This window comes from Micromonospora sp. NPDC005220, from assembly GCF_040607895.1.
Lineage (GTDB): Bacteria > Actinomycetota > Actinomycetes > Mycobacteriales > Micromonosporaceae > Micromonospora.
In genome coordinates this window covers 1-24,798 of record NZ_JBEXHP010000009.1, presented here as the reverse complement: position 1 = coordinate 24,798, position 24,798 = coordinate 1, and the positions used below count along the sequence as shown (strand labels likewise).

Sequence of the window (24,798 nt, the reverse complement as noted above, 5' to 3'; positions counted from 1 at the left end):
ATGCCCCACGCCAACGCCCTGTACGGGCCGCTGGACCCGGCGCCCGACGCCGGCTACGAGAACCCGCCGCCGCGGATGGGGTTCTTCACCGACACCAGCGTCTGCATCGGCTGCAAAGCGTGCGAGGTGGCCTGCAAGGAGTGGAACGGCGTCCCCGAGAGTGGGCTCGACCTGCTGGGCATGTCGTACGACAACACGGGCGCCCTGACCGCGAACTCGTGGCGGCACGTCGCGTTCGTGGAGCAGCCCCGCACGGCCGGCTGGGCGACTCCAGCATTCGAGCAGCAACCGGACGGGCCGCCGGTCAGCCCGCTCACGGCGGCCGTCGGCGCGCGTACCAGCACCGACACCGGAACGGATCCGGGCCTTCCGCCCGGCTCACCGGCGGCGGCGGCCCGCATGTCGGGCGGGCCGGAGTTTCTGGGGATGCCGGGTGCGCAGCCGCCGGGGAGGGGTTCGGGTGCGGAGGGACGGACCGATTTCCGCTGGTTGATGATGTCGGATGTGTGCAAGCACTGCACCCACGCGGCCTGTCTGGATGTCTGCCCGACCGGTTCGCTGTTCCGGACGGAGTTCGGCACCGTGGTGGTGCAGGAGGACATCTGCAACGGGTGCGGCTACTGCATCTCCGCCTGCCCGTACGGCGTCATCGACCAGCGCAAGGGTGATGGTCGCGCGTGGAAGTGCACGCTGTGCTACGACCGGCTCGGGGTCGGGATGACGCCGGCGTGTGCGCAGGCGTGTCCGACGGAGTCGATCCAGTACGGGGCTCTGGATGAGTTGCGGGATCGGGCCGCCGCGCGGGTGGCGAAGCTGCATGAGGGTGGAGTGCCGGAGGCACGGTTGTACGGGCACGACCCGAACGACGGCGTCGGTGGTGATGGTGCCTTCTTCCTGCTGCTGGATGAGCCGGAGGTGTACGGGCTGCCGCCCGACCCGATCGTGACCACCCGCGACCTGCCGGCCATGTGGAAGCGTGCCGGCCTGGCGGCGATGACGATGGCGGTCGCCACGGCGGTCGCGTTCCTGGGTAGGCGGCAATGACCGACGAGACGCCATCGAACGAGCCGGTCGACGCCAGGCTCCGCGAGTTCCAGGCCGGCCCCGGTCAGCCCGACGGGAAGCGCCACCGGCAGCCCCGCAGACGAGGCGGCGATGGCGGTGAGCAGCTCACGGTGCCGCCGGCCGACTTCGCCTCCTACTACGGCCGGCCGGTTCTGAAGCCGCCGGTGTGGAAGGACGACATCGCCGGCTACCTGTTCACCGGCGGCCTTGCCGCCGGGAGTGCCCTGATCGGCGCGGGCGCCCAGCTGACCGGACGACCGGGGCTACGCAAGGTGGGCCGGTGGACGGCCCTCGGTGGCGTCGCCGCCAGCACGTACCTGCTGGTCCACGACCTTGGCCGGCCGGCCCGGTTCCATCACATGCTCCGGGTGGCCAAGGTGACCTCGCCGATGTCGGTGGGCACCTGGATCCTCGCCACGTTCGGGCCGCTGGCGGGCGTGGCCGCGATCGCCGAGCTGGCGCCGCTGCTCCCGCAGCACGGTGTGCTCGGCCTCGCCCGTCGGATCGCACCGCCCATCGGCACCGTCGCCGGGCTGGCCGCCGCGGCGACCGCGCCGGCGCTGGCCACGTACACCGGGGTGTTGCTCGCCGACACGGCCGTGCCGTCCTGGCACGACGGATACCGCTCGCTGCCGTTCGTCTTCGCCGGCAGCGCGCTCGCCGCCGCGTCCGGGGTCGGACTGATCGCGGCACCGGTCGCGGAGACCGCCCCACTGCGACGACTCGTCCTGGCCGCCGCAGCCGTCGAGTTACGCGGAGGGTACCGGCTGGAGCAGCAGGGCCTCACCAGCGAGCCCTACATGCACGGACGCGGCGGCCGGTTGGTCAAGGCGGGACGCGCCCTGCTGGTCGTGGGCACCGTCGCCGCGCTGGTCAGTCGACGCAGCCGGGTCCTGTCGGCGATCTCCGGCGCCGCCCTCGTGGCGTCGTCGGTCGCCACCCGGTTCGGCGTCTTCGAGGCGGGACGGGTGTCGGCACGCGATCCGAAGTACACGGTCGTGCCACAACGGGAGCGGCTCGACAAGAACCGGTCGGTCACCCAGCCCTGAGCAGATCGGCGAGACGGAAGGCGCCCCTTCAAGGGGCACCCTCCGTTGCAATGCAAGTCGGGCCGCCGCGCGTCAGCCGGTGAACAGCTTCGCGGCGGTGATGGCGGTCTCGACGATGCCGTACCCGAGTAGTAGCGCGACCAGCAGCCACGACAACCAGAGCCGGCCGGTCTGGCTACCGACGTGCGGCGGCGCGGGCGGCTGGCTGTCCCGCCCGAGAGCGACCGGCTCGGTGATGGTCGCCTTCGCCACCGGCGAGGTCGGCCCTCGGTTCGGCTCGTGGAACCGCTCGGGCACGGAACGGACCAGCAGGTTCGCGATGAACCCGATGGCGAGAATGCCGACCATGGTGAACAGCGCGGGCCGGTACGCCGCCGCGGTGAGGGTGCCGGGCTTGCCCTGCGCGTCGAGGATCCCGTTGACGATCAGCGGGCCGGCGACGCCTGCGGCTGACCAGGCGGTCAGGATCCGGCCGTGGATGGCCCCGACCTGGAAGGTGCCGAACAGGTCACGCAGGTAGGCGGGCATGGTGGCGAAGCCACCGCCGTAGAAGGAGATGATCGCGGCGGCGATCAGCACGAAGACCGCGGTCGCGGCGTGGCCGGCAATGGCGAGCAGCAGGTACAGCACCATGCCGACGCCGAGGTAGATCATGTAGATGGGCTTGCGGCCGATGACGTCGGACGTCGTCGACCAGACGAACCGCCCAGCCATGTTGAACAGCGACAGCACCCCCACGAAACCGGCCGCCGCCGTCACCGAGACCGTGGTGGCGGTCCCGTTGTCCCGGAAGAAGTCCTGGATCATGGGGCTCGCCTGCTCCAGGATGCCGATGCCCGCGGTGACGTTGCAGAACAGCACGATCCACAGCAACCAGAACGACCGGGTACGCACCGCGTTCGACGCGGACACGCTCGCCGTCGTCACCAGAGGTTTGGCGGCTACGCTCGCCGGGTCGAACCCGGCGGGCCGCCAGTCCGGCGCCGGAACCCGGACGTTGAACGGGCCGAACATCATGATCACGAAATAGCCGATGCCGAACGTGACGAAGAGCGCCACCAGGGCATGTCCCGACGCGACGGCGGCCGGGTTGGCGGGGTCGTAGCCGGAGTCGTAGAGGGAGAGCAGCTGGCGCGCGAGCGGGCCGGCGACCAGGGCGCCGCCGCCGAACCCCATGATGGCCAGCCCGGTGGCGAGACCCGGGCGGTCCGGGAACCACTTGATCAGTGTGGAGACGGGTGAGATGTAGCCGATGCCGAGCCCGATGCCGCCGATGACGCCGTACCCGAGGTAGAGGAGCCAGAGTTGGTGGGTCGCGATGCCGAGCGCGCCGACCAGGAACCCGACGGCCCAGAAGCAGGCGGAGGTGAACATCGCCCGGCGCGGTCCGTTCCGCTCCACCCAACGGCCACCCACCGCCGCGGACGAGCCCAGCATGACGATGGCGATACTGAAGATCGCCCCGATCGCCGTCTGGCTGGTGTCGAAGTGCGCGATGAGGGAGTTCTTGTAGACACTCGTCGCGTAGACCTGACCGATGCACACGTGCACGGCCAGTGCCGCGGTCGGGATGAGCCAACGACTGTATCCCGGGGGAGCGACCGTGTGCCGAGGATCGAAGACTGACAGCATGGGCATCGTCCACACCTCCTGCGGCTGAGTGGGCCGCGACGGTGCCGAGCTGTCCGACCCGGCAGTTGGCCGAGCGGCGCCGCCGCAGTGGCGGCCCGGCGCACGTCTGGCGTCAGCCGTTTACCGGCTCTACCTCACGTTACGTGGCAGCCGGTTCGCACCATGTCGTTACCGGAAAACGCGGCGATGGAGACGTCAGCTGTGCGGTGATTTCCTGACCCGCGACGCCGACGGATCCGGTCGCTCGGGTGCGCGGGGCACGGCGCCGGTGGTCTCCAGGATGAGCGCGGCGACCAGGTCCGGGTCGTCGCTCATCGGCACGTGCCCGCAGCGGGGCAGCGTCACCACCCGTGCCGCCGGCAGGCCCACCCGGACGCGTTCGGCCTGGTGGACGCCGAAGATCCGGTCGCAGTCTCCCCAGCCGATGGTCACCGGCACCGTCGCGTCGTGCAGCCGTTGGCAGTCGAAGCGATAGTCGCGGGCGGCTCGGGCCACGGCGTTGAAGCCGGGCCCGCGTCGCAGGGCGAGCGCGTCGCCCAGCGCGCGCTCGACATCCAGCAGCCTCGGGCGGGCCATCAGCGGCGCGAAGCACAGGGCCCGCAGGTACGCCGAGCGCAGCGCGACCCGCATGATCGGGGTGGGCAGGTACGAGTTTGCCCGCAGCGTCCGGAGGATGGCCAGCGCCCGTCGGCGCTCCGCCGGGGTGAAGAAGCCGGCGGGGGAGAGAGCGGTGGCCGAGGCGACCGCCCCGGTGGCGGCGAGCTCCAGGGCGATCGCCCCACCGAGGCTGTAGCCGGCGACGTGCGGACGCTCCAGCCCCCACTCGGTCAGGGCCGGCAGGACTCCGGCCACGGTGGCGGCCATGTCGGCGGGCATGCCGGTGCTGGGCACCGGAGAGTTCCCGAATCCGGGCAGGTCGAGCGCGATCACCTCGTGGTGGGCGGTGAGCCGGTCGAACACCGGCTCCCACGCCTGGTGGCGGTGACCGATGCCGTGGATGAGCACGAGGGGCTCGCCGCTGCCCGCACGTCGGAAATGAATGGTCATGACCGACCTCCCACTGACGTCCTGCCGAAGGACCGCCCGAGTTGGCGTACCTCGTCCTCCATCTGGCCGACCATGGTCCGGCCGCCGAACCTGGTGATCAACGCGTCCGAGAAACCGCTCAGCACCACCGGCCGCAGCGCCTGCACCATGGCGAGCGACCGTGGCACGTACACCTTGCGTTTGCGGCGCTCGATACCGCGCAGCAGGGCCTCGACGCACTGTTCGACCGGGACGACGGTGGACAGCGGCCACGGCAACCGGCGCAGCGTGGTGCGGAACGACGCCAGGTCGTCACGGATGTCGCGGACCAGGTCGGTGTCGATCCAGATCGGATGCGCCGTGCCGACGGTGACGCCGCGTGCGCGGGTCTCCAGGCGCAGCACGTTGGCGAACTGCTCCACACCCGCCTTGGACGCGCAGTAGGCCGCCATGCCGGGCATCGCGGTGAAAGCAGCCGCTGACGAGACGATCAGGACGTGGCCACGGGCGGCGGTGACGTGGGGCAGCGCCGCGCTGACCGTGCGGATCGCGCCGCAGAGGTTCACCTCGACGGTACGGACCAGCGCGTCGACCGGCCCGACGGCGACGGTCCCGAGGTTCGCGATGCCCGCGTTGGCCACGACAACGTCGATGCCACCGAAGCGGTCCACAGTGGAGGCGACTGCGGCATCCAACGCCGCCTGGTCGGTGACGTCACACTCGTACCAGTGCGCGTCCAGGTCGGCGCTGAGCTGCTGGAGCAGCTCGCCTTCCAGGCCGACGAGGGCGACCCGGGCCCCGCGGGCGACGGCCTCGCGGGCCATCTGCGCCCCGATTCCCCGCGCCGCGCCGGTGATGAGGACGATCTTGCCAGCCAGGTCATACCGCATCGGCGTGCTCCCGTTCCGGTTCGTTGGGGGTGCTGCCGGTCGAGGCGATCAGGTGGTCGGCCGGGCGGAACCGGCGTAGCCGCATCCGGAAGCTGGTGGCGAAGCCCGGCCAGATGGTGGTGTTGCGGCCGGTCGCGTCGAGGTACCAGCTCGAACAGCCGGTCTGCCAGACGGTGCCGGTCATCTTCTGATCGATCCGTTCGGTCCAGCGCCGTTGTGCGTCAGCGGTGGGCTCGATGGCCTCGATGCCCTTGGCCCGCATGTGCCGCAGAGCCGCGAGCACCAGGTGCAACTGGGCCTCGATCATCAGCACCACTGAGGTGTGCCCGAGCCCGGTGTTCGGGCCGAGCAGGAAGAACAGGTTGGGGAAGCCGGCGATGGTGGTGCCCCGGTACGCGCGCATGCTGGGCGTCCAGGCCTCGCTCAGGCTGCGCCCGTCACGGCCGTGGATGCGCCGGACGACGGGGGAGTCGGTGACGTGGAAGCCGGTGCCGAAGATGACGGTGTCCGCCGGGTGGTGGACGCCGTCGGTGGTGACCAGGCCATCCGGCACGATCCGAGCGATGCCGGCGGTCACCACGTCGACGTTCGGTCGGGTGAGCGACGGCCAGTAGTCGTTGGAGATCAGCACCCGCTTGCAACCCATCGCGTACCGGGGGGTGAGCTTGTCCCGCAGGTGCTGATCGGGGACCTGACGCCGCAGCGTACGCAGCGACAGCCGCGAGGCGAGACGGTTGACCGCCGGGTGCAGGAAGCCCAGGCCCATGCTCTCGCGTACCAGATAGATCCCTGCCCGAGCGGCCCGTTGCGCGCCGGGCACGGTGCGGAACACGGCCTGCTCGACCCCGCTGACCCGGCGCGACGCCCTCGGCATGATCCACGCGGGGGTCCGCTGGAAGAGCATCAGCTTCCCGACCGTCGGCTGGATCTGTGGCACGAACTGGACGGCTGAGGCGCCGGTGCCGATCACCGCGACGCGGCGGCCGGTGAGGTCGTGGTCGTGCCGCCACCGCGCCGAGTGGAACACGGTGCCGGCGAACTCGTCGATGCCGGGCAGGTCGGGGATGGCGGGATCGCTGAGCGGGCCGGCGGCACAGATCAGGACCCGGGCGGTGTGGTCGCCGCCGGAGGTGCGCAGCAGCCACCGTCGGCGCTGGTCGTCCCACCTCGCCTCGTGCACCTCGTGGCGCAGCCGGACCTTCGGGCGGATGCCGAAGCGGTCGACGCAGCCGCGCAGGTAGTCCCAGATCTCCGGCTGACCGGAGAAGGTGTTCGACCAGCGGGGGTTGGGGGCGAAGGAGAACGAGTAGAGGTGCGACGGGACGTCGCAGGCGCAGCCGGGGTAACTGTTGTCACGCCAGGTGCCGCCGACGTCGTCACCCCGGTCGAAGACGAGAAAGTCGGTGAAGCCGGCCCGCTGAAGGCGGATGGCGGCGCCCAGGCCACCGAAGCCGGCGCCGATGATGGCGACGTCTGTTTCCATTCACTCCTCCGTGAGCTCGGGCGCGGCAGCCGGGTCGGCCTCCGGCGGCCAGGGCGGATCGCCCACGCCGGTGATGCGTACGCCACCCCATGGATCGACCTCGGCCAGCCGGGCGGGCCGGACCCGGTCGGCGATGCGCACCTCGACGTCGCGCCGGCCGGAGCGCAGCAGGTGGGCCACCCGGGGCTCGGGCTCGATCCGCCCGCCCCAGTGGAAGCGGCCGTCGACCGGCTCCCACCGCCCGCTGAGGTGCACCCGGACCGCTGTGCCCTCGACGCCCGCCGGCCCGTGGTAGCTCACGGCACGATCCGCTCGTGGGCGCGGGTGAGCTCGGGTGGCAGGTCGGCGCTGGCGCGTACCCCCTCGATGCCGCTCCACAGCAGGGTGGTCAGGTAGTCGGTGAGGGCGGCCCGGCTGATCGGCTGACCGTGCGTGGTCCACCAGTCGCCGACCGCCTGCACGAAACCCACCAGGCCGTACGCCCACGGCTCGGCCGGGCCGGCGTCCAGGCCCAGCGCTCGTAGCCGGTCACCGATCACCCGGGCCAGCCCTGCGGCGACCTGCCGGCTGGTGCCGGCGACCACCTGGTGGATGCCGGGTTGCCCGGACTGTCGCATCAGGAACCGATAGAGCGTGGGCTGTGACTCGATCACCCCGAGGTACGCGTCGATCGTCGCCTCGACCAGGTCGCGTTCCTCGCGGACCTGCTCGATCGCCGGTGCGATGGCGTCGACCACCCGGGCCGCCACCACCTCGCTCACCGCGATCCAGAGCTGCGACTTGTCGGCGAAGTAGCGGTACAGGACCGGTTTGCTGACGCCCGCTGTGGCGGCGACCTGTGCCATGTCGACGTCCGGGCCGTGCCGGAGCAACGCCTGCACGGCGGCACCGACCAACTCCTGCCGCCGATGCTCACGATGGTCTGCCCAGCGGTCTCGGCGACCGTTGCCCTTCGCCTTCGGATCGTCGTCCGGAGGCGGGTCGGGTGCATTGACATCAGTGAGCGGCGATTGCATGCTACTACTCGTAACAGTTACTTGCCGTCACGTCAATATGGAGGAGTCATGGAGGCCGCACCGACGGAAGCCGAGCGCGCGGCGGTCGCCGAGCGACTACTCACGTCCTCACTACGCACCAGCTACGACCCCACCGTCGAGATCGACTGGGACGCCCCGCACACCCCTGGCGGCTACTGGCTTCCACCGCACCGCAGCAGCCTCTACGGCACGTCACTGTGGGAGCAGCTCAGCGAGGAGCAGCGCGTCGAGCTCACCAAGCACGAGGTGGCCAGCGCTGCCAGCGCCGGACTGTGGTTCGAGACGATCCTCATGCAGCTGCTGATCCGCCAGTACTACCGCGCCGACCCGACCAGCCGGCAGGCCCAGTACGCGTTGACCGAGGTCGCCGACGAGTGCCGGCACTCCATCATGTTCGGCCGGTTGATCGACGCGATGGGTTGCCCGGTCTACCGCGCGAGCACTGTGGACCACCACCTCGGGCGCTTTCTCAAGGCCACCGCCAGCGGCCCCCGGATGTACGCCGCGATCCTCATCGCGGAGGAGATCCTCGACGCGTTCCAGCGCGAGATCATGGCGGACGAGTCGCTCCAACCGCTCATCCGGATGGTCTCCCGCATCCACGTCGTGGAGGAGGCGCGACACGTCCGGTTCGCCCGCGAGGAGCTGGCCGCAGCGGTCGCGGCCACCGGCCCGGTGGGCATGGCGTACGCCCGACTGTTGGTCGGTCGCGCCGCCTACACGATCGCCAACCGCCTGATCCATCCCGACGTGTACGCGGCGGTGGGCATTCCACCGGCGGTCGGTCGTGCCGCTGCCCACGCCAACCCGCACTGGCGTGCCACGCTGCGCTGGTCGGCGGCGCGGGTGCACGCCAACCTGGCGGGCGTTGGCCTGGTGGCTGGGCCGGGGCGTCTGCTGTGGGCCCGGGCCGGGCTGATCTGACCCTTGTCACTCCGCTCAGGCCACGTCGCTGTCAGGCTCGTTCGACCCGCGCCTGCTGGTGATCGGTCAGCCGCAGCCCGACACCGCGCACCACATCGATGGTGGCTCCGGTGCCCAGGTCGTGCAGCTTGCGACGTAGCCGCTTCACCAGCGACTGCACGTCCGCCTTGCGTTCGCGCCCGGCGTCGCCCCAGACCGACCGGTGCAGGTCGGCGTAGCTCCAGACCCGGGCCGGTTCGGTGATCAGGCAGGTCAGCAGGTCGTGTTCCAGCCGGGTGAGGTCGATTTCACGGTCGCCGCAGCGGGCCGTGGAGCGGGCCGAGTCGATCACCAGGGCGGCGACCGGCGCCGGTTCGGGCGCGGCGGCGACCGGCTGCGGCGCGGCGATCAGCCGGCGCAGCTCGTCGAGGTCGGCGACCAGCAGCAGCGGCGCGATGCCGTCGAGAAGCTCCGCGAGCCGGATCCGCTCGGCCGGCGACGGGGTCACCGCGATCAGCAGTGGGAACGGCTCGTCGGCCGGATCACCCCTGTTCACCGTTGCCTCGTCGTCCTCGGCCACCACACCGCCCGGGATCGATGGGCATCCCTGCCCAAATCTCGTCATGGTCCTGACAATGATTGGCAAGCGCGCCGCCAGTAGGGCAACTCTTAGCGACAAGTTGCTCACGGCAAGTTCTTGATCGTCCGTTCTTCTCGATCATAGTGTCCACTCGGGCAACCGGCGTGACCCGCGCGGTGCATGGGGAGGTCCACCATGGCCCATCACACCCTGGGTCGTTCTGAGGGAGGCAGCACCGATGTTCAGACGTCCACAATGGCGGCGCGCGGCCAGATCAGTGGTGAGCGCCGGCGCGGCGGCGGTTCTCGCCGCGACATGCTTGGCCACCATCGGCTCCGGCGCGCAGGCCGCGCCGAGTGGCGCGACGGGGGCGACCGGCGACAAGATCCGACCGGAACTCGCCAAGCAGCTCCAGGCCAAGAGTGAAGGGGACTTCTGGATCCGGTTCAAGGACCGGGCGGACCTGAGCAAGGCCAGCGCCATCAAGGACTGGTCGAAGCGTGGCACGGCGGTGGCGGACGCGTTGCGCAAGACCGCCGCCGAGAGTCAGGGCAGGATCCGAGCCGACCTCGACAGCTCGGGCACGAAGTACCAGACCTTCTGGGCCACCAACGCCATCAAGGTGAACAGCGGCTCGCTGGCGATGGCCCAGAAGTTCGCCGGGCACTCCGAGGTCGAGGGCCTCTACGCCCCGGTCGCGTACCAGCTGCCCGAGCTGACCAAGGGCACCGACGAGAAGACCGTGAACGCCCTGGAGTGGGGCGTCGCGAACATCAACGCCGACGACGTCTGGTCCCAGTACGGCGTCAAGGGCGAGGGCATCACGATCGCGAGCATCGACAGTGGTGTGCAGTACAACCACCCGGCCCTGGTGAACTCCTACCGCGGTAACAACGGCGACGGCACGTTCGACCACAACTACAACTGGTTCGACGCCGCCGGTACGTGTGCTGCCGCCCCCTGTGACGACGATGGACACGGCACGCACACCATGGGCACCATGGCCGGTTCCGACGGTGGAGCGAACCAGATCGGTGTCGCCCCCGGGGTCAAGTGGATCTCGGCGAACGGCTGCTGCCCGACCGATGCCGCACTCATCGAATCCGGTCAGTGGATGCTGGAGCCGACCGACCTGAACGGCCAGAACCCGGACGCCAGCAAGCGGCCGAACATCATCAACAACTCGTGGGGCACCCGGTTGCCGTCGAACGAGCCCTTCATGGAGGACGTGACGCGGGCCTGGACCGCATCCGGCATCTTCGGTGTCTTCTCCAACGGCAACAGTGGGCCGGCGTGCCAGACCAGCGGCTCGCCGGGCAGCCTCGTCAGCAACTACTCGGCCGGCGCGTACGACGTCAACAACACGATCGCCAGCTTCTCGGCCCGGGGCGTCGGGCAGAACGGCGAGATCAAGCCCAACATCTCCGCACCGGGCGTGAACGTCCGGTCGAGCATCCCGGGCAACGCGTACGGCACCGCCAGTGGCACCTCGATGGCCGCACCGCACCTCGCGGGCGCGATCGCGCTGCTGTACTCGGCGGCGCCGTCGCTGGTCGGCGACGTCAACGCGACGCGGGCGCTGCTCAACGGCACCGCGATCGACAAGGCCGACAGCCAGTGCGGTGGCACCGCGGCGGACAACAACGTCTACGGCGAAGGGCGGCTGGACGCCCTCGCGTTGCTCAACGCAGCCCCGACCGGCGACGTCGGCACGCTGGCCGGCACGGTCACCGACGCGACCTCCGGCGCCCCGATCGCCGGCGCGACAGTGACGCTCACCGGCCCGTCCGAGCGTGAGCTGACCACCGGTGCCGACGGCAAGTTCTCGACCCAACTCCCCACCGGCGACTACCAGGTCGCCGTCGCGGCGTTCGGCTACGGCAGCACCACCAGGACTGCGACGGTCGCCAAGGGTGCCACCACGACGCTCAACGTCGCCCTCACCGCGGTGCCCAGTGTCAACGTCACCGGATCGGTCACCGACGGCTCCGGCCACGGCTGGCCGTTGTACGCGAAGGTGACAGTGACGGGCGTGTCAGGTGTCTACGACTACACCACCCCGTCGAACGGCCGCTACAGCATCAAGCTGCCGGCCGGGCAGACGTACACCCTGAAGTACGAGTCGCAGTACCCGGGCTACCAGACCGTCACCAAGCAGGTCGTGGTCGGTTCGGGCAACACCACCGCCAACGTGGCCGTGCCGGTGGACACCACCGTCTGCACCACCGCGCCCGGGTACACGACCGGTTCCGACGGTGAGTACGAGACCTTCGACGCCACGACCACGCCGGCCGGCTGGACGGTCGTGGACAACGCGGGCAGCGGTCAGGTCTGGAAGTTCACCGACGACGGCGACCGGGGCAACCTGACCGGCGGCACCGGCAACTTCGCGATGATCGACAGCGACGCCTACGGCGCGGGCACCAGGCAGGACACGTCCCTGGTCAGCCCGGTGGTCAACCTGACCAGCGTCACCGCCCCGGTGATCCGGTTCAACCAGGACTTCAACCAGCTCAACGACGACACCGCCGACGTCGACCTGAGCATCGACGGCGGTGCCACCTGGACCAACGTGCTCCGACAGGAGACGGACGTCCGGGGACCGAGGGTGACCGAGATCCCGATCCCGCAGGCGGCCGGCAAGGCGCAGGTGCAGGTGCGGTTCCACTACTACGACGCCTCGTACGAGTGGTGGTGGGAGGTCGACAACGTCCTGATCGGCAGCCAGGTCACCTGCGTACCTGTCGACGGCGGTCTGGTCGTCGGCAACGTCCGCGACAAGAACGACGACAGCTACGTCAACGGCGCGACCGTCACCAGCAACGACCGGCCCGCCGAGAAGGCCGTCACCGTGGCGACCCCGGACGACCCCGGGCTGGCCGACGGCTTCTACTGGATCTACTCGTCGCTGACCGGCGAGCACCCGTTCACGGCCACCGCCGGCAACTACGTCAGCCAGACCAAGCCTGTCGACGTCGAGGCCGACTGGGCGACCACCGCGAACTTCCAGCTCGCGGCCGGTCGGCTGTCGGTGACGCCGACGCAGTTGAGCGCGACGCTGCAGATGCCCAACGGCAAGGCCAGCAAGACGTTCACGGTGACCAACACCGGCGGCGCGCCGGTCGAGGTCAAGTTCGGTGAGCGGGACAACGGGTTCGAGCTCCTGCGGGCGGACGGCTCCACTGTCACCCGCCAGCAGGTGCTCGGGTCCAGCGGCGCGCCGGAGCAGCGGCTCACCGTACCGACGTCGTTCGCTGCCAAGGCGTCCGGCAAGGAGGCCACGGCCGCTGCCGCGGCGGCTGGCCCGCAGGCGGCGCCGTGGACCGGCATCGCCAACTACCCGGCCACGATCATGGACAACCGGGTGGTGAACCTGGACGGCAAGGTGTATTCGCTCGGTGGCGGCGACGGTGAGGCCTCCACCACCAAGAACTACGCCTACGACCCGGCCGCGCAGACCTGGACGGCGATCGCCGACCTTCCCGGCGCGCGCAACGCCCTGACCGCGGGCGTGGTGAATGGCAAGATCATTGTCACCGGTGGTTGGGCCGACGCGGGCCCGGACTCCGCCACCTGGTCGTACGACCAGGGGGCCAACACCTGGACGGAGCTGGCCGACAACCCGGCACCGCGGGCCGCAGCCGGTCAGGCCGTCGTCGACGGCAAGCTGTACGCGGTCGGTGGCTGCACGACCGCGGCCTGCCTGCCGATGTCGAACAGCGTCGTCCGGTACGACCCCACCGCTGACAAGTGGGAGACGATGGCCAACTACCCGAAGTCGGTGGCCTTCGCCTCCTGCGGCGGGATCGACGGCGTCCTCTACTGCACCGGCGGCAACGACGGTTCCGCCGCGCAGAAGTCCAGCTACGCCTTCGACCCGGGTGCCAACACGTGGACGGCCGTCGCCGACGCGCCGGCCGACAACTGGGCCAGCTCGTACGCGGTGGCCAGCGGCAAGCTCCTCGTCGTCGGTGGTTCGCAGGGTGGGGCGATCAGCAACGCCGGCTTCGCCTTCGACCCGGCCACCGGTTCGTGGTCCAACCTGCCGAACGCCAACACCGCGCGGTACCGCGGCGGCGCGGCGTGCGGCTTCTACAAGATCGGCGGCTCGTCCGGCAGCTTCAACGCGGCTCCGGACAGCGAGGTGCTCCCGGGCTTCGAGGGATGCTCCGAGTCGGCGGCCGACGTGAGCTGGATGACCATCGACAAGTCGGCGGTCACCCTCGCACCGGGTGCGAAGGTCACTGTCACCGTCGGTCTGACGGCGAACGTGGACCAGCCGGGCACCTACTCCGGCGCGGTGGCGATCTCCGAGAACACCCCGTACTCGGTGCCGCCGGTCGCGGTGACCATGACCGCGAACCCCCCGAAGAGCTGGGGCAAGCTCCTGGGTACGGTCACCGGAACCAGCTGCCAGGGTGCGACAGCGCCGCTCGCCGGTGCTGTCGTGCAGGTCGACTCGTGGGCGGCGTCGTACACCTTCGCCACCGATGCCGAGGGCAAGTACGCCTACTGGGTGGACCGCCGCAACAACCCGCTCACGATCATCGTGGCCAAGGATGGCTGGAAGCCGCAGACCCGTAAGACCAGGATCGACACCTCCACTCCCACAGTGGAGAACTTCGGGTTGGCGCCCATCAAGTGCTGACGCCTGAGCGCTAGACGACGTAATCCGGCCCGCCTGGTCCTCGACCAGGCGGGCCGGACCGCGTCCGGGGTGGTCAGACGGGGGCGAGCCGGAAGCCGACGCCGCGCACCGAGTGGATCGTCGCCGCGGCGTTGAGCCTGGCGAGCTTGCCGCGCACCCGGCGGACCACCGAGTGCATGTCGGAGCCCCGGCCGAGGTGCCGGTTGCCCCAGACCTCAAGGTGCAGGCGCTCGTAGGTCCAGACCTGCCCGGGCGCGTGCACCAGGCAGAGCAGGACGTCGTGCTCCAACCGGGTCAGGTCGATCTCCTGGTCGCGCCACCGCAGCACCCGGCGGTCGGAGTCGACGGCCAGGTCCGGTGGCGGTGGCTGTGGACTCGGCGCCACCTCGACGAGCGCCGCCCTGGTCGGGGGAGCCGGGACGGGAGGCGCCTCGATCACCCCGAGGAACTCTCGTGCCTGGTCGACGGTCGAGACGATCAGGAAGGCGTCGCTGCCGCCGAGCAGCCGGGCCAGATGTCGCCGCTCCGCCGGTGAGGACGCGATGCCGATGACCAGGCTGGCGACTGGAATTTCCTGCATTTGCCAACACCTTCCGGTTCCCCAAATCACTCCGGATGGATTTTTCGCACCGCCGACCGAGACATCGATCGGCGTCCTGACCCTAGTGGTGGCTGATCTCGGCTGGGTTAAACATGGTTGCAGGCAAGCAGATGAATTCCGTTGCGCCGTTCAAGCCCACCCGACCCCACCGCCGACCATGCGCTTTTCCGGAAGCGGCGGGGGTGTTTGTGACAGAACCAAGACAATTCGAGTGAGCTGCACCATCGCCGGTGTGCCGAGCAGACGGGCCGTGTCGGCGGTGGCGTGCAGTTCCGAGTCGCCCCGGCACACGCGGCACTAGGCTCGTCGTGGAGGTGCCGAACATGAAGCTCGGGCTGCACTACTGGAACTACTCGACCCCGGCCGACCCGGCCGCGATCGCACCGACCCTGGCACAGACGGCGACCAGCGCCGAGCAGGCCGGCGTCGCCTCGTTCACGGTGATGGACCACTTCTTCCAGATGGACGCGGTGTTCGCGGCCGAGGAGCCGATGCTGGAGGCGTACACGACGCTGGGCTACGTCGCTGCTGTGACGTCACGGATGACGCTGGGCGTGCTGGTCACCGGTGTGATGTACCGCTATCCGGGGCTGCTCGCCAAGACCGTGACGACCCTCGACGTGCTGTCCGGCGGCCGGGCCCGCCTCGGCATCGGCGCCTCCTGGTACGAGCGGGAGCAGCTCGGCCTGGGTGTGCCGGTCGTACCGGTGGCCGAGCGGTTCGAGCGGCTGGAGGAGACGCTGCGCATCTGCCTTCAGATGTGGAGTGCCAACGACGGCCCGTTCAACGGGCAGCACTACCAGCTCGCCGAGACCCTCAACTCGCCGCAGCCGTTGAGCCGCCCGCACCCGCCCATCATGATCGGTGGCGGCGGCGAGAAGAAGACCCTGCTGCTGGTGGCCCGGTACGCCGACGCCTGCAACCTGTTCGGCCGCGCTGGGATCGACGACATCGCGCGCAAGCTGGAGGTGCTGCGCGGGCACTGCGCCGCCGAGGGCCGCGACTACGACACCATCGAGAAGACGGTGGTCGCCGCCCGGTCGCCGCTGGACGACGTCGACGCGTTCCTCGCCGAGGTGTCCGAGTACGCCGCGCTCGGCGTGAGCGAGGTGCAGGTGACGCCGGACCGGCACCCGGTCGAGTTCGCCCAGCGGCTCGGCGACGAGGTGCTGCCCCGGTTGGCTGACATCGGCTGATTCCGCCGCGACGAGGGCCGCCCTCCCGGTGCGGCGGAGGACGGCCCTCGTCGGTGGTTGGGTCAGGCGACCGAGGCGGGGAACCGTTCCCAGACCCGGTGCGCGGCCATCAGCTGCCGCACCGCCGTCAGCGCCTCGGCGCCGGAGCCCGCCGCCACGACGCCCGGGGTGCCGGCGACGCCGGCCTGCTCCAGCACTGTGACGCCGGCGCCCCAGGCGCCGATCGCCTTGGCGTGCCGCCAGCACTCCTCGACCAGCAGCAGCACGCGGGGGTCCACGGTGGCCGGGTCCGGCCGGCCCGCCTTGGCGTCGCGGGCGGGCAGGGCGTCCGGCGCGGGCGCCGGCGCTCCGGCCAGCAGGACCGCGTCGAACTCGACCGACCGGCCGGTGGCGAAGGTGCGCTGCACCGGCAGGTCGCCCACCATGCCGCCGTGCGGGGCGATCAGCAGCGGCACCATGCCGGCGTCGAACACGGCCCGGCGGACCTCGTCGACGTCGTCCAGGTCACCGGCGGGGTCGACGACGATCCCGACGATGCGGCCGTCGCTCGGCCACTCCCGACCGACCTGTGACAGCGCCGGGCTGGGCGTGGCGTCGGCGAGCGGCACTGTCGGTTGCGGCGCGGGCAGGCCCAGGCCGGTGGCGACCTGCTCGCACAGCACCGGGTCGATGTTGGCCAGGCTCCGCAGCTGACGCTCCTTGATCGCCTGGTGGTAGCACTTGCTCAGCTCGAAGGTGTACGCCCGGATGATGTGCTCCTTCTCGACCGGCGACATGCTCAGCCAGAACAGGCGGACCTGGCTGTAGTGGTCGTCGAACGAGGCCGGGTTCGCGCGTACCTTCGGTGCCTGCGCGACAGTGACCGGCACGTCGACGAAGGCGTGCTCGGCGTCCCCGGCCGGGAACGGGTTGCCGCCGTCGAGCGAGTTCGGTCGGTACGGCGCGACGCCCGCGTGCACGGCCTGCTGGTGGAAACCGTCGCGCAGCATGTCGTTCACCGCGGCGTGCGGGCGGTTGATCGGGATCTGCGTGAAGTTGGGCCCGCCCAGGCGGGTGAGCTGCGTGTCGACGTACGAGAAGAGCCGGCCCTGCAACAGCGGGTCGTTCGTGACGTCGATGCCCGGGGGCAGATGACCGAGGTGGAAGGCGACCTGTTCGGTCTCGGCGAAGAAGTTCGTCGGCGTCCGGTTGAGCACCAGCCGCCCGATCGGCTGCACCTCGGCCAGCTCCTCCGGCACGATCTTCGTCGGGTCCAGCAGGTCGATGCCGGCGAAGGTCTCCTCGTCAGTGTCCGGGAAGACCTGAATGCCCAGCTCCCACTCGGGGTACGCGCCGGCTTCGATGGCGTCGTAGAGGTCGCGGCGGTGGAAGTCCGGGTCCATGCCGCCGAGCAGCTGCGCCTCCTCCCAGGTCAGCGAGTGCACGCCCAGCTTCGGCTTCCAGTGGAACTTGGCCAGCACCGTCTCACCGGCCTCGTTGACCAGGCGGAAGGTGTGCACGCCGAAGCCCTCCATCGTCCGGTACGAACGCGGAATGCCCCGGTCGGACATGTTCCAGATGGTGTGGTGCTGCGCCTCGGTGTGCAGCGACACGAAGTCCCAGAAGGTGTCGTGGGCGCTCTGCGCCTGCGGGATCTCCCGGTCGGGGTGCGGCTTGCCGGCGTGGATGATGTCCGGGAACTTGATCGCGTCCTGGATGAAGAAGACCGGCATGTTGTTGCCGACCAGGTCGAAGGTGCCCTCGTCGGTGTAGAACTTCGTGGCGAAGCCACGGGTGTCCCGGACCGTGTCGGCCGAACCCCGCGAACCGAGCACGGTGGAGAATCGGACGAAGACCTCGGTCTCGCGCCCCTTCTTGAGGAACCCGGCCCTGGTGACCGCCTCGGCGGTGCCGTACGCGGTGAACAGACCATGCGCGCCAGCGCCGCGGGCGTGCACCACGCGCTCCGGGATGCGTTCGTGGTCGAAGTGCGTGATCTTCTCGCGTAGGTGGTGGTCCTGGAGGAGTACCGGGCCGCGCGGGCCGGCCTTGAGCGAGTGGTCGGTGTCGCGCAGCCGCGCACCGTTCGCGGTCGTGAGGTAGGCCCCCTGCTGACCGTTCGCGGTCGTCGGCGCGCCGGTCTCCGCCCCGGTCGGGGTGCGCGTCTGCGGTGCCCCCTGTTCCGGCTTCGGCGGCAGCGGGTCGTGCGGGATCGTCGGCTCCTCGACGGTCGGTGGCGCGCTCCCCGGCGCACCGGGGACATCCGGGGTGAGGGCGTCGGCGATCTTTCCTGAGGCGGTCTTCACGGCGTTCTTGACCGCCTCGGCGGGCTTGCTGGAATCCACTGAATGAACCTCTCCATGGCGCGTGTGCGGGCCGGCGTCTGCCCTGCTACCCCTGGTCAGAGGGTCGAAACACAACTGATCGAGGCATCCTGCGCCGGGGACTGGTGATTTCGCCGATGCCGGGACCGGCGCCGCAGCCAAAACTGACACACGTCGATATCCCTCGACTTTAGGGAGTGCCCGACGTGTCCTCACCAACCACCACCACCCGTCCCGTCGCAGCCCGTGCCACCCGGATCGTGCTGGCCGCCGTGCTGGCCGCCGGCGGCGTCCTGGCCGGATCGTCCGGCGCCGTCCAGGCCGCCGGCCCGTACGAGCGGGGCCCGAACCCGACCACCGCGATCCTGGAGGCCAGCCGCGGACCGTTCGCGACCGCCTCGCAGAGCGTGTCCTCGCTGAGCGTCACCGGCTTCGGCGGCGGCGTCATCTACTACCCGACCAGCACCAGCGAGGGCACCTTCGGCGCCATCGCCATCTCGCCCGGTTACACCGCCGCCTGGTCCAGCATCAGCTGGCTCGGACCGCGTATCGCCTCGCACGGCTTCGTGGTGATCGGCATCGAGACCAACAGCCGGCTGGATCAGCCGGACAGCCGCGGCCGGCAGCTGCTCGCCGCGCTGGACTACCTCACCGAGCGCAGCTCGGTGCGCACCCGGATCGACAGCAGTCGACTCGCGGTGGCCGGTCACTCGATGGGTGGCGGGGGCAGCCTGGAGGCGGCCTCGTCCCGGCCGTCGTTGCAGGCCGCGGTGCCGCTGGCGCCGTGGAACCTGGACAAGAGCTGGTCCGAGCTGCGGGTGCCGACGCTGATCATCGGCGGCGAGAGCGACACCGTCGCGCCGGTCGCGTCGCACTCCGTGCCCTTCTACAACAGCATCCCGGCCTCCGCCGAGAAGGCGTACCTGGAGCTGAACGGGGCCAGCCACTTCTTCCCGCAGACGACGAACACGCCGACCGCACGGCAGATGGTGGCCTGGCTGAAGCGGTTCGTCGACGACGACACCCGCTACGAGCAGTTCCTCTGCCCCGGCCCGAGCGGCTCGCAGATCGAGGAGTACCGCAACACCTGCCCCAGCGTCTGACGGCCATCACCGGGGCGGTCGCCACTGGCGGCCGCCCCGTCCGCCTGCGTGCCGGGGCATTGAAGGTCTTGACGCCAAACCCGAGAAACGTACACTGCGAGTGTAAATAAACACCCGCCACGACAGAGGGATGGGTGATGGAGCGCGGCCTCGAACTGCACCACATCGGCGTCCGTTTCGGCGGCCTCACCGCCCTCGACGACGTGTCCCTGCGGGTGCCACCCCATCAGGTGGTGGGCGTCATCGGGCCCAACGGCGCCGGCAAGACCACGCTGTTCAACGTGATCTGCGGCTTCGTCGCACCGGAGACGGGTTCACTCACCCTCGACGGCCGGCCGCTGCGGCCACGGCCGCACCGGCTGACCCGGCTCGGCATCGCCCGGACCCTGCAGGGCACCGGGCTCTTCGCCGGGCTCAGCGTGCTGGAGAACGTGATGACCGGCGCTTCGCACACCGCCCGTGCCGGTTTCGTCCCGGCGCTGCTCGGGCTGCCGGCCAGCGACCGCGACGAGCGCCGGCTGCGCGGGGACGCCCTGGCCATCCTCGACGAGCTGGGCATCGTCGAGCACGCCGAGGCCGCGCCGACCACACTTCCCTTCGCCGTACGCCAGCGGGTCGCCCTGGCCCGCGCGCTCGCCGCCCGGCCCCGGCTGCTCCTGCTCGACGAGCCGGCCGGTGGCCTCGGCGGCGACGACATCGCCGAGCTGGCGGAGCTGGTCCGGCACCTGCCCCGGCGGGACACCGACCCCTGTGCGGTGCTCCTGGTCGAGCACCACATGGACCTGGTGATGGCCGTCTGCGACGAGATCGTGGTGCTCGACTTCGGCCGGGTCATCGCCGCCGGCACCCCGGACGAGATCCGCGACGACCCGGCGGTCACCGACGCCTACCTCGGTGCCACCGTCGAGGAGGTCTCCCCGTGAGCGCGAGGAGTGAGCCGGGTTTGCGAGCCCCGCAGTCGCGAACGAAAGGTGGCCCCGTGAGCGCGAGGAGTGAGCCGGGTTTGCGAGCCCCGCAGTCGCGAACGAAAGGTGGCGCCGTGAGCGCGTCCGATCTGCTCGTGGTGCGGGGGTTGGTCGCCGGCTATGGCGCCGCGCCCGTGCTGCGGGCCATCGACCTCACCGTTGCGGCCGGCACGATCGCCGCGGTGGTCGGCGCCAACGGCGCCGGCAAGACCACCCTGCTGCGCGCGCTCTCCGGCATGATCCGCCCGGCCGCCGGCCAGGTGCTCCTGGCCGGGGAGGACCTCCGCGGTACGCCGGTGGAGCAGCTCGTCCGACGCGGCATGGCGCACGTCCCGGAGGGTCGGGGGGTGATCAGCGAGCTGACCGTCGACGAGAACCTGCGGCTGGGCGGGCTGTGGCGACGCGACCGGGCCGACGCGGGGCGGGCCCTCGACGAGGTCTACCAGCTCTTCGAGCCGCTGGCCCGCCGCCGCCGGCACCTCGGTCACCAGCTCTCCGGCGGTGAGCGGCAGATGCTCGCGCTCGGTCGGGCCCTGGTCGGCCGACCGCGTCTGCTGCTGCTGGACGAGCCGTCGCTGGGCCTGGCGCCACGGGTGGTCGCCCGGACCATGGCTCTGCTCCGGCAACTGCGCGACCGCACCGGCCTGACCGTCCTGCTGGTCGAGCAGAACGTGCGCAGCGCGCTCGCCGTCGCCGACCAGGGCGTGGTGATGTCCCTCGGTCGGGTGGTGATCGCCGCCCCGGCGGTGCAGCTGCGTGACGACGTCGACCTGCGCCACGCGTACCTCGGTTTCTGACCACCACCTCGTCCCCCGAAGGGAGGACTGTTGGACCGCTTCGTCTTCCTCACCGTCGACGGCCTGTCCCGGGGCGCGGTGTACGCCGCGTTCGCGCTTGCCCTGGTGCTCATCTGGCGGGCGGCGCGGGTCGTCAACTTCGCCCAGGGGGCGATGGCCGTCGCCGCCGCGTACGTCGCCTACACCGTCAGCACCGCGAGCGGCTCCTACTGGTTGGGCTTCGTGGTCGCGATCGTCGCCGGCCTGCTGCTCGGCGCGCTGGTGGACCGCGTGGTGATGCGGCACGTCGATCACGCCTCGCCGCTCAACCCGGTGATCGTCGCGCTCGGGCTGGTGCTGCTGATCCAGGCCGTGCTGGGCATGGTGTACGGCAGCGAGTTCCGCCCCGCCGAGGCGCCGTTCAGCCGGTCCGCCCTCACCGTGGCCGGGGTCGCCGTGCTGTCCCCGTACGACCTGTTCGTCTTCGCCACGATCGGGGTGGTGGTCAGCGGCCTGGCGTGGATGTTCGCGCGTACCCCGGTGGGGTTGCGGATGCGCGCGGCGGCCTTCGCCCCGGAGGTCTCCCGGCTGCTCGGGGTCAACGTCGGTGGCATGCTGACCCTCGGCTGGGCGCTCGCCTCCGGGGTGGGCGCGCTGGCCGCCATGCTGGTCCTGCCGACCGAGTTGGGCCTGCACCCGCACGCGATGGACCTGGTGTTCGTCTCGGCGTTCACCGCGGCGGTGGTCGGCGGGCTGGACAGTCCACCGGGGGCGGTGGTCGGTGGTCTGGTGGTGGGGTTGCTGCTCTCCTATGTGAGCGGCTACGCCGGCAGTGACCTCACCCCGCTCGCGGTGCTGGTCCTGCTGCTGGCGGTGCTGCTGGTCCGGCCCGGTGGGCTGTTCGCCCCGGTCGCGGCGAGGCGGGTGTGAGCGCCACCAGGGCGGCAGTGCCGCCGACACGCCAGCGCGACGACCCGGGCGGCCGACCGGTCGACCGGCGCCGCGGCTCCACTCTGCTGCGCCACCTCGCGGTGGTGCTGGCCGCCGGGGTGCTGCTGGTGGCGGTCAGCTACGCCGTCGAGCCGTTCCGCAACTTCCAGCTCGCCACGGTGGCCGCCTACCTCTGCGCGACCGCCGGGCTGACCGTGCTCACCGGGCTCAACGGTCAACTGTCGCTCGGGCACGGCGCGTTGATGGCGACCGGGGCGTACACCGTGGCGCTGTGCCAGACCGCGTTCGCCGACCGGGGGATGACCGGCGGCTGGCTGTTGCCGCTCTCGCTGGCGGCGGCGATCGTCAGCACGGTCGCGGTGGGCGCGGTGGTCGGTGTGGCGGCGGCCCGGCTGCGCGGCCCCTACCTGGCCGGGGTCACCCTCGCGGTGGCCGTGGTGGTGCCGGCGCTGGCCGTCACCTTCGACGGCGTGTTCAACGGTGAGCAGGGGCTGTCGGTGCCGGTGGAGCCGCCGCCGCTGTCGCTCGGCCCGTACTTCCCGTACGAGCGGTGGCAGCTCTGGATCACCGGCGCGGCCACCCTGCTCGCGTTGCTGCTGTTGGCGAACCTGATCCGCAGCCGCTACGGGCGTACCTTCCGGGCGGTCCGCGACGACGAGGTGGCGGCCCGGCTGGCCGGCATCCACGTGGCCCGCACCCAGGTCCTCGCGTTCGTGGTCAGTGCCGCCACCGCCGGGCTCGGCGGCGCGTTGCTGGCGGTACTCGCGCAGAGCGTGTCTCCCGGAGCGTTCTCGCTGACCCTGTCGCTGTTTCTGCTGATGGCCGTGGTGATCGGTGGCCTGGGTCGACTGACCGGCGCGCTGTGGGGGGCCGTCCTGCTGGTCGCCCTGCCCGATCTCACCCACTCGCTGACCGAGCTGCTCACGCTCTCGCCGGCGGTGGCGCAGCGGCTGGAGGGCAACCTCCCCCTGGCGATCTTCGGACTCACCCTGATCGTCGTCATGATCGCCGCCCCTGGCGGTGTGCAGGGTCTGCTGTCGCGCCTCGGCCGGGCGGTGCTGGCCAGGCGGCCGACCCGGCGTTCCTGAGCTGTCCTCGGTCCGGCCACGGCCGGGCGCCCCACCACCACACCGTTCCCCCCAGCAACCGGACCGAGAAAGGTCGGTGTTTCCCATGCACCGTAGAGCGCATCGCGGCATCGCGATCGTCAGCACCATCGCCCTGCTGATCCCCGCCGCCGGCTGTAGCGGCGACGACGGCCCCGGCTCCGGCGGGGCGTCGGTGCCGGGCGTCACCGACACCGAGATCACCGTCGGCACCCACATGCCGCTGACCGGGCCGGCCTCGGCCGGGTACTCCAAGATCGCCCCGGCGACGAAGGCGTACTTCGACTACGTCAACGCCAACGGCGGAGTGCACGGCCGGAAGATCACCTACAAGATCATGGACGACGGTTACAACCCGGCGAACACCCAGCAGGTGGTCCGTCAGCTCGTCCTGCAGGACAAGGTCTTCGCCGTCCTCAACGGTCTGGGTACGCCGACGCACACCGGGGTGCTCGACTTCCTCAAGAGCAACCGGGTGCCCGATCTCTTCGTCGCCTCCGGCAGCCGCAGCTGGGATCAACCGGACAAGTATCCGGGCACGTTCGGGTTCAACCCGGACTACACGGTCGAGGGCAAGATCCTCGCCAACTACGCGAAGGCAAACCTGGCCGGGCAGAAGGTCTGCTTCCTCGGTCAGGACGACGACTTCGGCCGGGACAGCCTGGCCGGCGTGGAGAAGGTGCTCGGCGCCGGAGCGGTCGCGGTCAAGCAGACGTACGTCACCAGCAACACCAACGTGGCGCCGCAGATCGGCGCGTTCAAGGCGGCCGGTTGCCAGGTCGTCGTGCTCGCCACAGTGCCCGGCTTCACCGCGCTCTCCATCGGCACGGCGGCCCGGCTGGGCTTCAAGCCGCAGTGGCTGGTCTCCAACGTCGGCGCCGACCACCCGACCCTGGCCAAGCAGCTCGGCGCCGCCGCGCCGTTGCTGGAGGGCATGATCGGCACCAACTACCTGCCGATGCAGAACGACACAGCGAACCCGTGGATCCAGCTCTTCACGAAGGTCAACAAGGAGCACAACGGGAACGCGCCGTTCGACGGCAACATCGTCTACGGCATGTCGGTCGGCTACCTCTTCGTGCAGGTGCTGCTCGCCGCCGGCAAGGACCTCACCCGGGAGAAGGTCATCGACGCCGTGCAGAAGGGCGGCTTTCAGGGCCCCGGGCTGGTGCCGCTGCGCTTCTCCGACACTGACCACTCCGGGTACGGCGGCCAGCGGTTGAGCCGGGTGACCGGGGGAGTGCAGAGCTACTTCGGGCCGGCGTACGAGACGGACGAGGCGGACGGGTCGGTCAACGAGTACGCCGCCGCCCCGGCCGCGCCGCCGGCGAACGGGGTGCCGACCGTCTCCTGAGCCCCGTACCCGTGACGTCCGGCCCGGCGGGGGGGGGCGGGTCCAATCCCGGGGGGGGCGCGGGGGGGGGGGGGGGGGCGGGGCGGGTGGGGGGGTGGGGGGGGGGTTTTCAGTACAAGATCGGTGCGCC

At 70.8% G+C, this 24,798-nt stretch carries 20 protein-coding genes; 11 read left to right on the top strand and 9 right to left on the bottom strand.

The features are described from left to right. Together ABZU52_RS06220 and nrfD are read left to right on the top strand one after the other, a co-directional pair. Complete coding sequence (locus ABZU52_RS06220; RefSeq protein ID WP_354970000.1) at positions 1-1,044, top strand: 4Fe-4S dicluster domain-containing protein; 1,044 nt, start codon at positions 1-3, stop codon at positions 1,042-1,044. Beyond that, positions 1,041-2,114: an NrfD/PsrC family molybdoenzyme membrane anchor subunit gene (nrfD, locus tag ABZU52_RS06215; protein ID WP_354969999.1), complete on the top strand. Its 1,074-nt coding sequence runs from the start codon at positions 1,041-1,043 to the stop codon at positions 2,112-2,114. The genes ABZU52_RS06220 and nrfD overlap by 4 nt, the downstream gene beginning before the upstream one ends. 72 nt (positions 2,115-2,186) lie before the next feature. Here the strand turns inward: nrfD and ABZU52_RS06210 are convergent, their stop codons facing one another. The 6 genes from ABZU52_RS06210 to ABZU52_RS06185 form a co-directional block, all read right to left on the bottom strand. Next, on the bottom strand, positions 2,187-3,746 hold the full coding sequence (locus tag ABZU52_RS06210; RefSeq protein WP_354970106.1) for an OFA family MFS transporter: 1,560 nt from the start codon (positions 3,744-3,746) through the stop codon (positions 2,187-2,189). A 195-nt stretch (positions 3,747-3,941) separates the two neighbouring features. Further along, entirely contained in the window at positions 3,942-4,793 is an 852-nt protein-coding gene (locus tag ABZU52_RS06205) for an alpha/beta fold hydrolase (RefSeq protein ID WP_354969998.1), read from the bottom strand. Next, positions 4,790-5,662, bottom strand: coding sequence for an SDR family oxidoreductase (locus tag ABZU52_RS06200; protein WP_354969997.1), 873 nt, complete (start codon positions 5,660-5,662; stop codon positions 4,790-4,792). Before ABZU52_RS06200 ends, ABZU52_RS06205 begins: the two co-directional genes overlap by 4 nt. Beyond that, on the bottom strand, positions 5,652-7,145 hold the full coding sequence (locus tag ABZU52_RS06195; protein WP_354969996.1) for an NAD(P)/FAD-dependent oxidoreductase: 1,494 nt from the start codon (positions 7,143-7,145) through the stop codon (positions 5,652-5,654). The genes ABZU52_RS06200 and ABZU52_RS06195 overlap by 11 nt, the downstream gene beginning before the upstream one ends. Continuing rightward, entirely contained in the window at positions 7,146-7,445 is a 300-nt protein-coding gene (locus tag ABZU52_RS06190; RefSeq protein WP_354969995.1) for a DUF4873 domain-containing protein, read from the bottom strand. Then, on the bottom strand, positions 7,442-8,161 hold the full coding sequence (locus ABZU52_RS06185; RefSeq protein ID WP_354969994.1) for a TetR/AcrR family transcriptional regulator: 720 nt from the start codon (positions 8,159-8,161) through the stop codon (positions 7,442-7,444). The genes ABZU52_RS06190 and ABZU52_RS06185 overlap by 4 nt, the downstream gene beginning before the upstream one ends. A 48-nt stretch (positions 8,162-8,209) precedes the next feature. On the opposite strand from ABZU52_RS06185, the gene ABZU52_RS06180 reads away from it, so the two are divergent. Beyond that, entirely contained in the window at positions 8,210-9,106 is an 897-nt protein-coding gene (locus tag ABZU52_RS06180) for a diiron oxygenase (protein ID WP_354969993.1), read from the top strand. Between the two features lie 31 nt (positions 9,107-9,137). On the opposite strand, the gene ABZU52_RS06175 is transcribed toward ABZU52_RS06180, so the two are convergent. After that, a complete protein-coding gene (locus ABZU52_RS06175; RefSeq protein ID WP_354969992.1) occupies positions 9,138-9,710 on the bottom strand; it encodes a winged helix-turn-helix domain-containing protein in 573 nt (190 codons plus the stop codon). Positions 9,711-9,903: 193 nt separating this feature from the next. Here ABZU52_RS06175 and ABZU52_RS06170 point away from each other — a divergent pair, with 193 nt between their 5' ends. After that, a complete protein-coding gene (locus ABZU52_RS06170; protein WP_354969991.1) occupies positions 9,904-14,313 on the top strand; it encodes a S8 family serine peptidase in 4,410 nt (1,469 codons plus the stop codon). 73 nt (positions 14,314-14,386) lie between these two features. Here the strand turns inward: ABZU52_RS06170 and ABZU52_RS06165 are convergent, their stop codons facing one another. Further along, positions 14,387-14,893, bottom strand: coding sequence for a winged helix-turn-helix domain-containing protein (locus ABZU52_RS06165; RefSeq protein ID WP_354969990.1), 507 nt, complete (start codon positions 14,891-14,893; stop codon positions 14,387-14,389). Positions 14,894-15,237: 344 nt separating this feature from the next. Here ABZU52_RS06165 and ABZU52_RS06160 point away from each other — a divergent pair, with 344 nt between their 5' ends. Further along, positions 15,238-16,110, top strand: coding sequence for an LLM class F420-dependent oxidoreductase (locus tag ABZU52_RS06160; RefSeq protein ID WP_354969989.1), 873 nt, complete (start codon positions 15,238-15,240; stop codon positions 16,108-16,110). 62 nt (positions 16,111-16,172) lie between these two features. Here the strand turns inward: ABZU52_RS06160 and ABZU52_RS06155 are convergent, their stop codons facing one another. Next, positions 16,173-18,434, bottom strand: a complete 2,262-nt coding sequence (locus ABZU52_RS06155) for a catalase (protein WP_354969988.1) — start codon at positions 18,432-18,434, stop codon at positions 16,173-16,175. A 185-nt stretch (positions 18,435-18,619) separates the two neighbouring features. Between ABZU52_RS06155 and ABZU52_RS06150 the strand changes: the two genes are divergently transcribed. From ABZU52_RS06150 to ABZU52_RS06125, 6 genes are all read left to right on the top strand, one after another. Then, complete coding sequence (locus tag ABZU52_RS06150) at positions 18,620-19,516, top strand: alpha/beta hydrolase (RefSeq protein ID WP_354969987.1); 897 nt, start codon at positions 18,620-18,622, stop codon at positions 19,514-19,516. A 137-nt stretch (positions 19,517-19,653) separates the two neighbouring features. Continuing rightward, positions 19,654-20,439: an ATP-binding cassette domain-containing protein gene (locus ABZU52_RS06145; protein ID WP_354969986.1), complete on the top strand. Its 786-nt coding sequence runs from the start codon at positions 19,654-19,656 to the stop codon at positions 20,437-20,439. Between the two features lie 116 nt (positions 20,440-20,555). Continuing rightward, positions 20,556-21,278 carry an ABC transporter ATP-binding protein gene (locus ABZU52_RS06140; protein WP_354969985.1) on the top strand — a complete coding sequence of 241 codons (723 nt, stop codon included), beginning with the start codon at positions 20,556-20,558 and terminating at the stop codon, positions 21,276-21,278. 30 nt (positions 21,279-21,308) lie between these two features. Beyond that, positions 21,309-22,187, top strand: coding sequence for a branched-chain amino acid ABC transporter permease (locus ABZU52_RS06135; protein WP_354969984.1), 879 nt, complete (start codon positions 21,309-21,311; stop codon positions 22,185-22,187). Next, positions 22,184-23,296, top strand: coding sequence for a branched-chain amino acid ABC transporter permease (locus ABZU52_RS06130; protein ID WP_354969983.1), 1,113 nt, complete (start codon positions 22,184-22,186; stop codon positions 23,294-23,296). Before ABZU52_RS06135 ends, ABZU52_RS06130 begins: the two co-directional genes overlap by 4 nt. A gap of 85 nt (positions 23,297-23,381) precedes the next feature. Next, positions 23,382-24,668, top strand: coding sequence for an ABC transporter substrate-binding protein (locus ABZU52_RS06125; RefSeq protein WP_354969982.1), 1,287 nt, complete (start codon positions 23,382-23,384; stop codon positions 24,666-24,668). Positions 24,669-24,798 lie beyond the last annotated feature (130 nt).

Bases quoted from the DNA above. Each gene is read 5' to 3' on its own strand.
- ABZU52_RS06220 (WP_354970000.1), top strand. From the start codon at position 1: ATGCCCCACGCCAACGCCCTGTACGGGCCGCTGGACCCGGCGCCCGAC.
- nrfD (WP_354969999.1), top strand. From the start codon at position 1,041: ATGACCGACGAGACGCCATCGAACGAGCCGGTCGACGCCAGGCTCCGC.
- ABZU52_RS06210 (WP_354970106.1), bottom strand. From the start codon at position 3,746: ATGCTGTCAGTCTTCGATCCTCGGCACACGGTCGCTCCCCCGGGATAC.
- ABZU52_RS06205 (WP_354969998.1), bottom strand. From the start codon at position 4,793: ATGACCATTCATTTCCGACGTGCGGGCAGCGGCGAGCCCCTCGTGCTC.
- ABZU52_RS06200 (WP_354969997.1), bottom strand. From the start codon at position 5,662: ATGCGGTATGACCTGGCTGGCAAGATCGTCCTCATCACCGGCGCGGCG.
- ABZU52_RS06195 (WP_354969996.1), bottom strand. From the start codon at position 7,145: ATGGAAACAGACGTCGCCATCATCGGCGCCGGCTTCGGTGGCCTGGGC.
- ABZU52_RS06185 (WP_354969994.1), bottom strand. From the start codon at position 8,161: ATGCAATCGCCGCTCACTGATGTCAATGCACCCGACCCGCCTCCGGAC.
- ABZU52_RS06180 (WP_354969993.1), top strand. From the start codon at position 8,210: ATGGAGGCCGCACCGACGGAAGCCGAGCGCGCGGCGGTCGCCGAGCGA.
- ABZU52_RS06175 (WP_354969992.1), bottom strand. From the start codon at position 9,710: ATGACGAGATTTGGGCAGGGATGCCCATCGATCCCGGGCGGTGTGGTG.
- ABZU52_RS06170 (WP_354969991.1), top strand. From the start codon at position 9,904: ATGTTCAGACGTCCACAATGGCGGCGCGCGGCCAGATCAGTGGTGAGC.
- ABZU52_RS06165 (WP_354969990.1), bottom strand. From the start codon at position 14,893: ATGCAGGAAATTCCAGTCGCCAGCCTGGTCATCGGCATCGCGTCCTCA.
- ABZU52_RS06160 (WP_354969989.1), top strand. From the start codon at position 15,238: ATGAAGCTCGGGCTGCACTACTGGAACTACTCGACCCCGGCCGACCCG.
- ABZU52_RS06145 (WP_354969986.1), top strand. From the start codon at position 19,654: ATGGAGCGCGGCCTCGAACTGCACCACATCGGCGTCCGTTTCGGCGGC.
- ABZU52_RS06125 (WP_354969982.1), top strand. From the start codon at position 23,382: ATGCACCGTAGAGCGCATCGCGGCATCGCGATCGTCAGCACCATCGCC.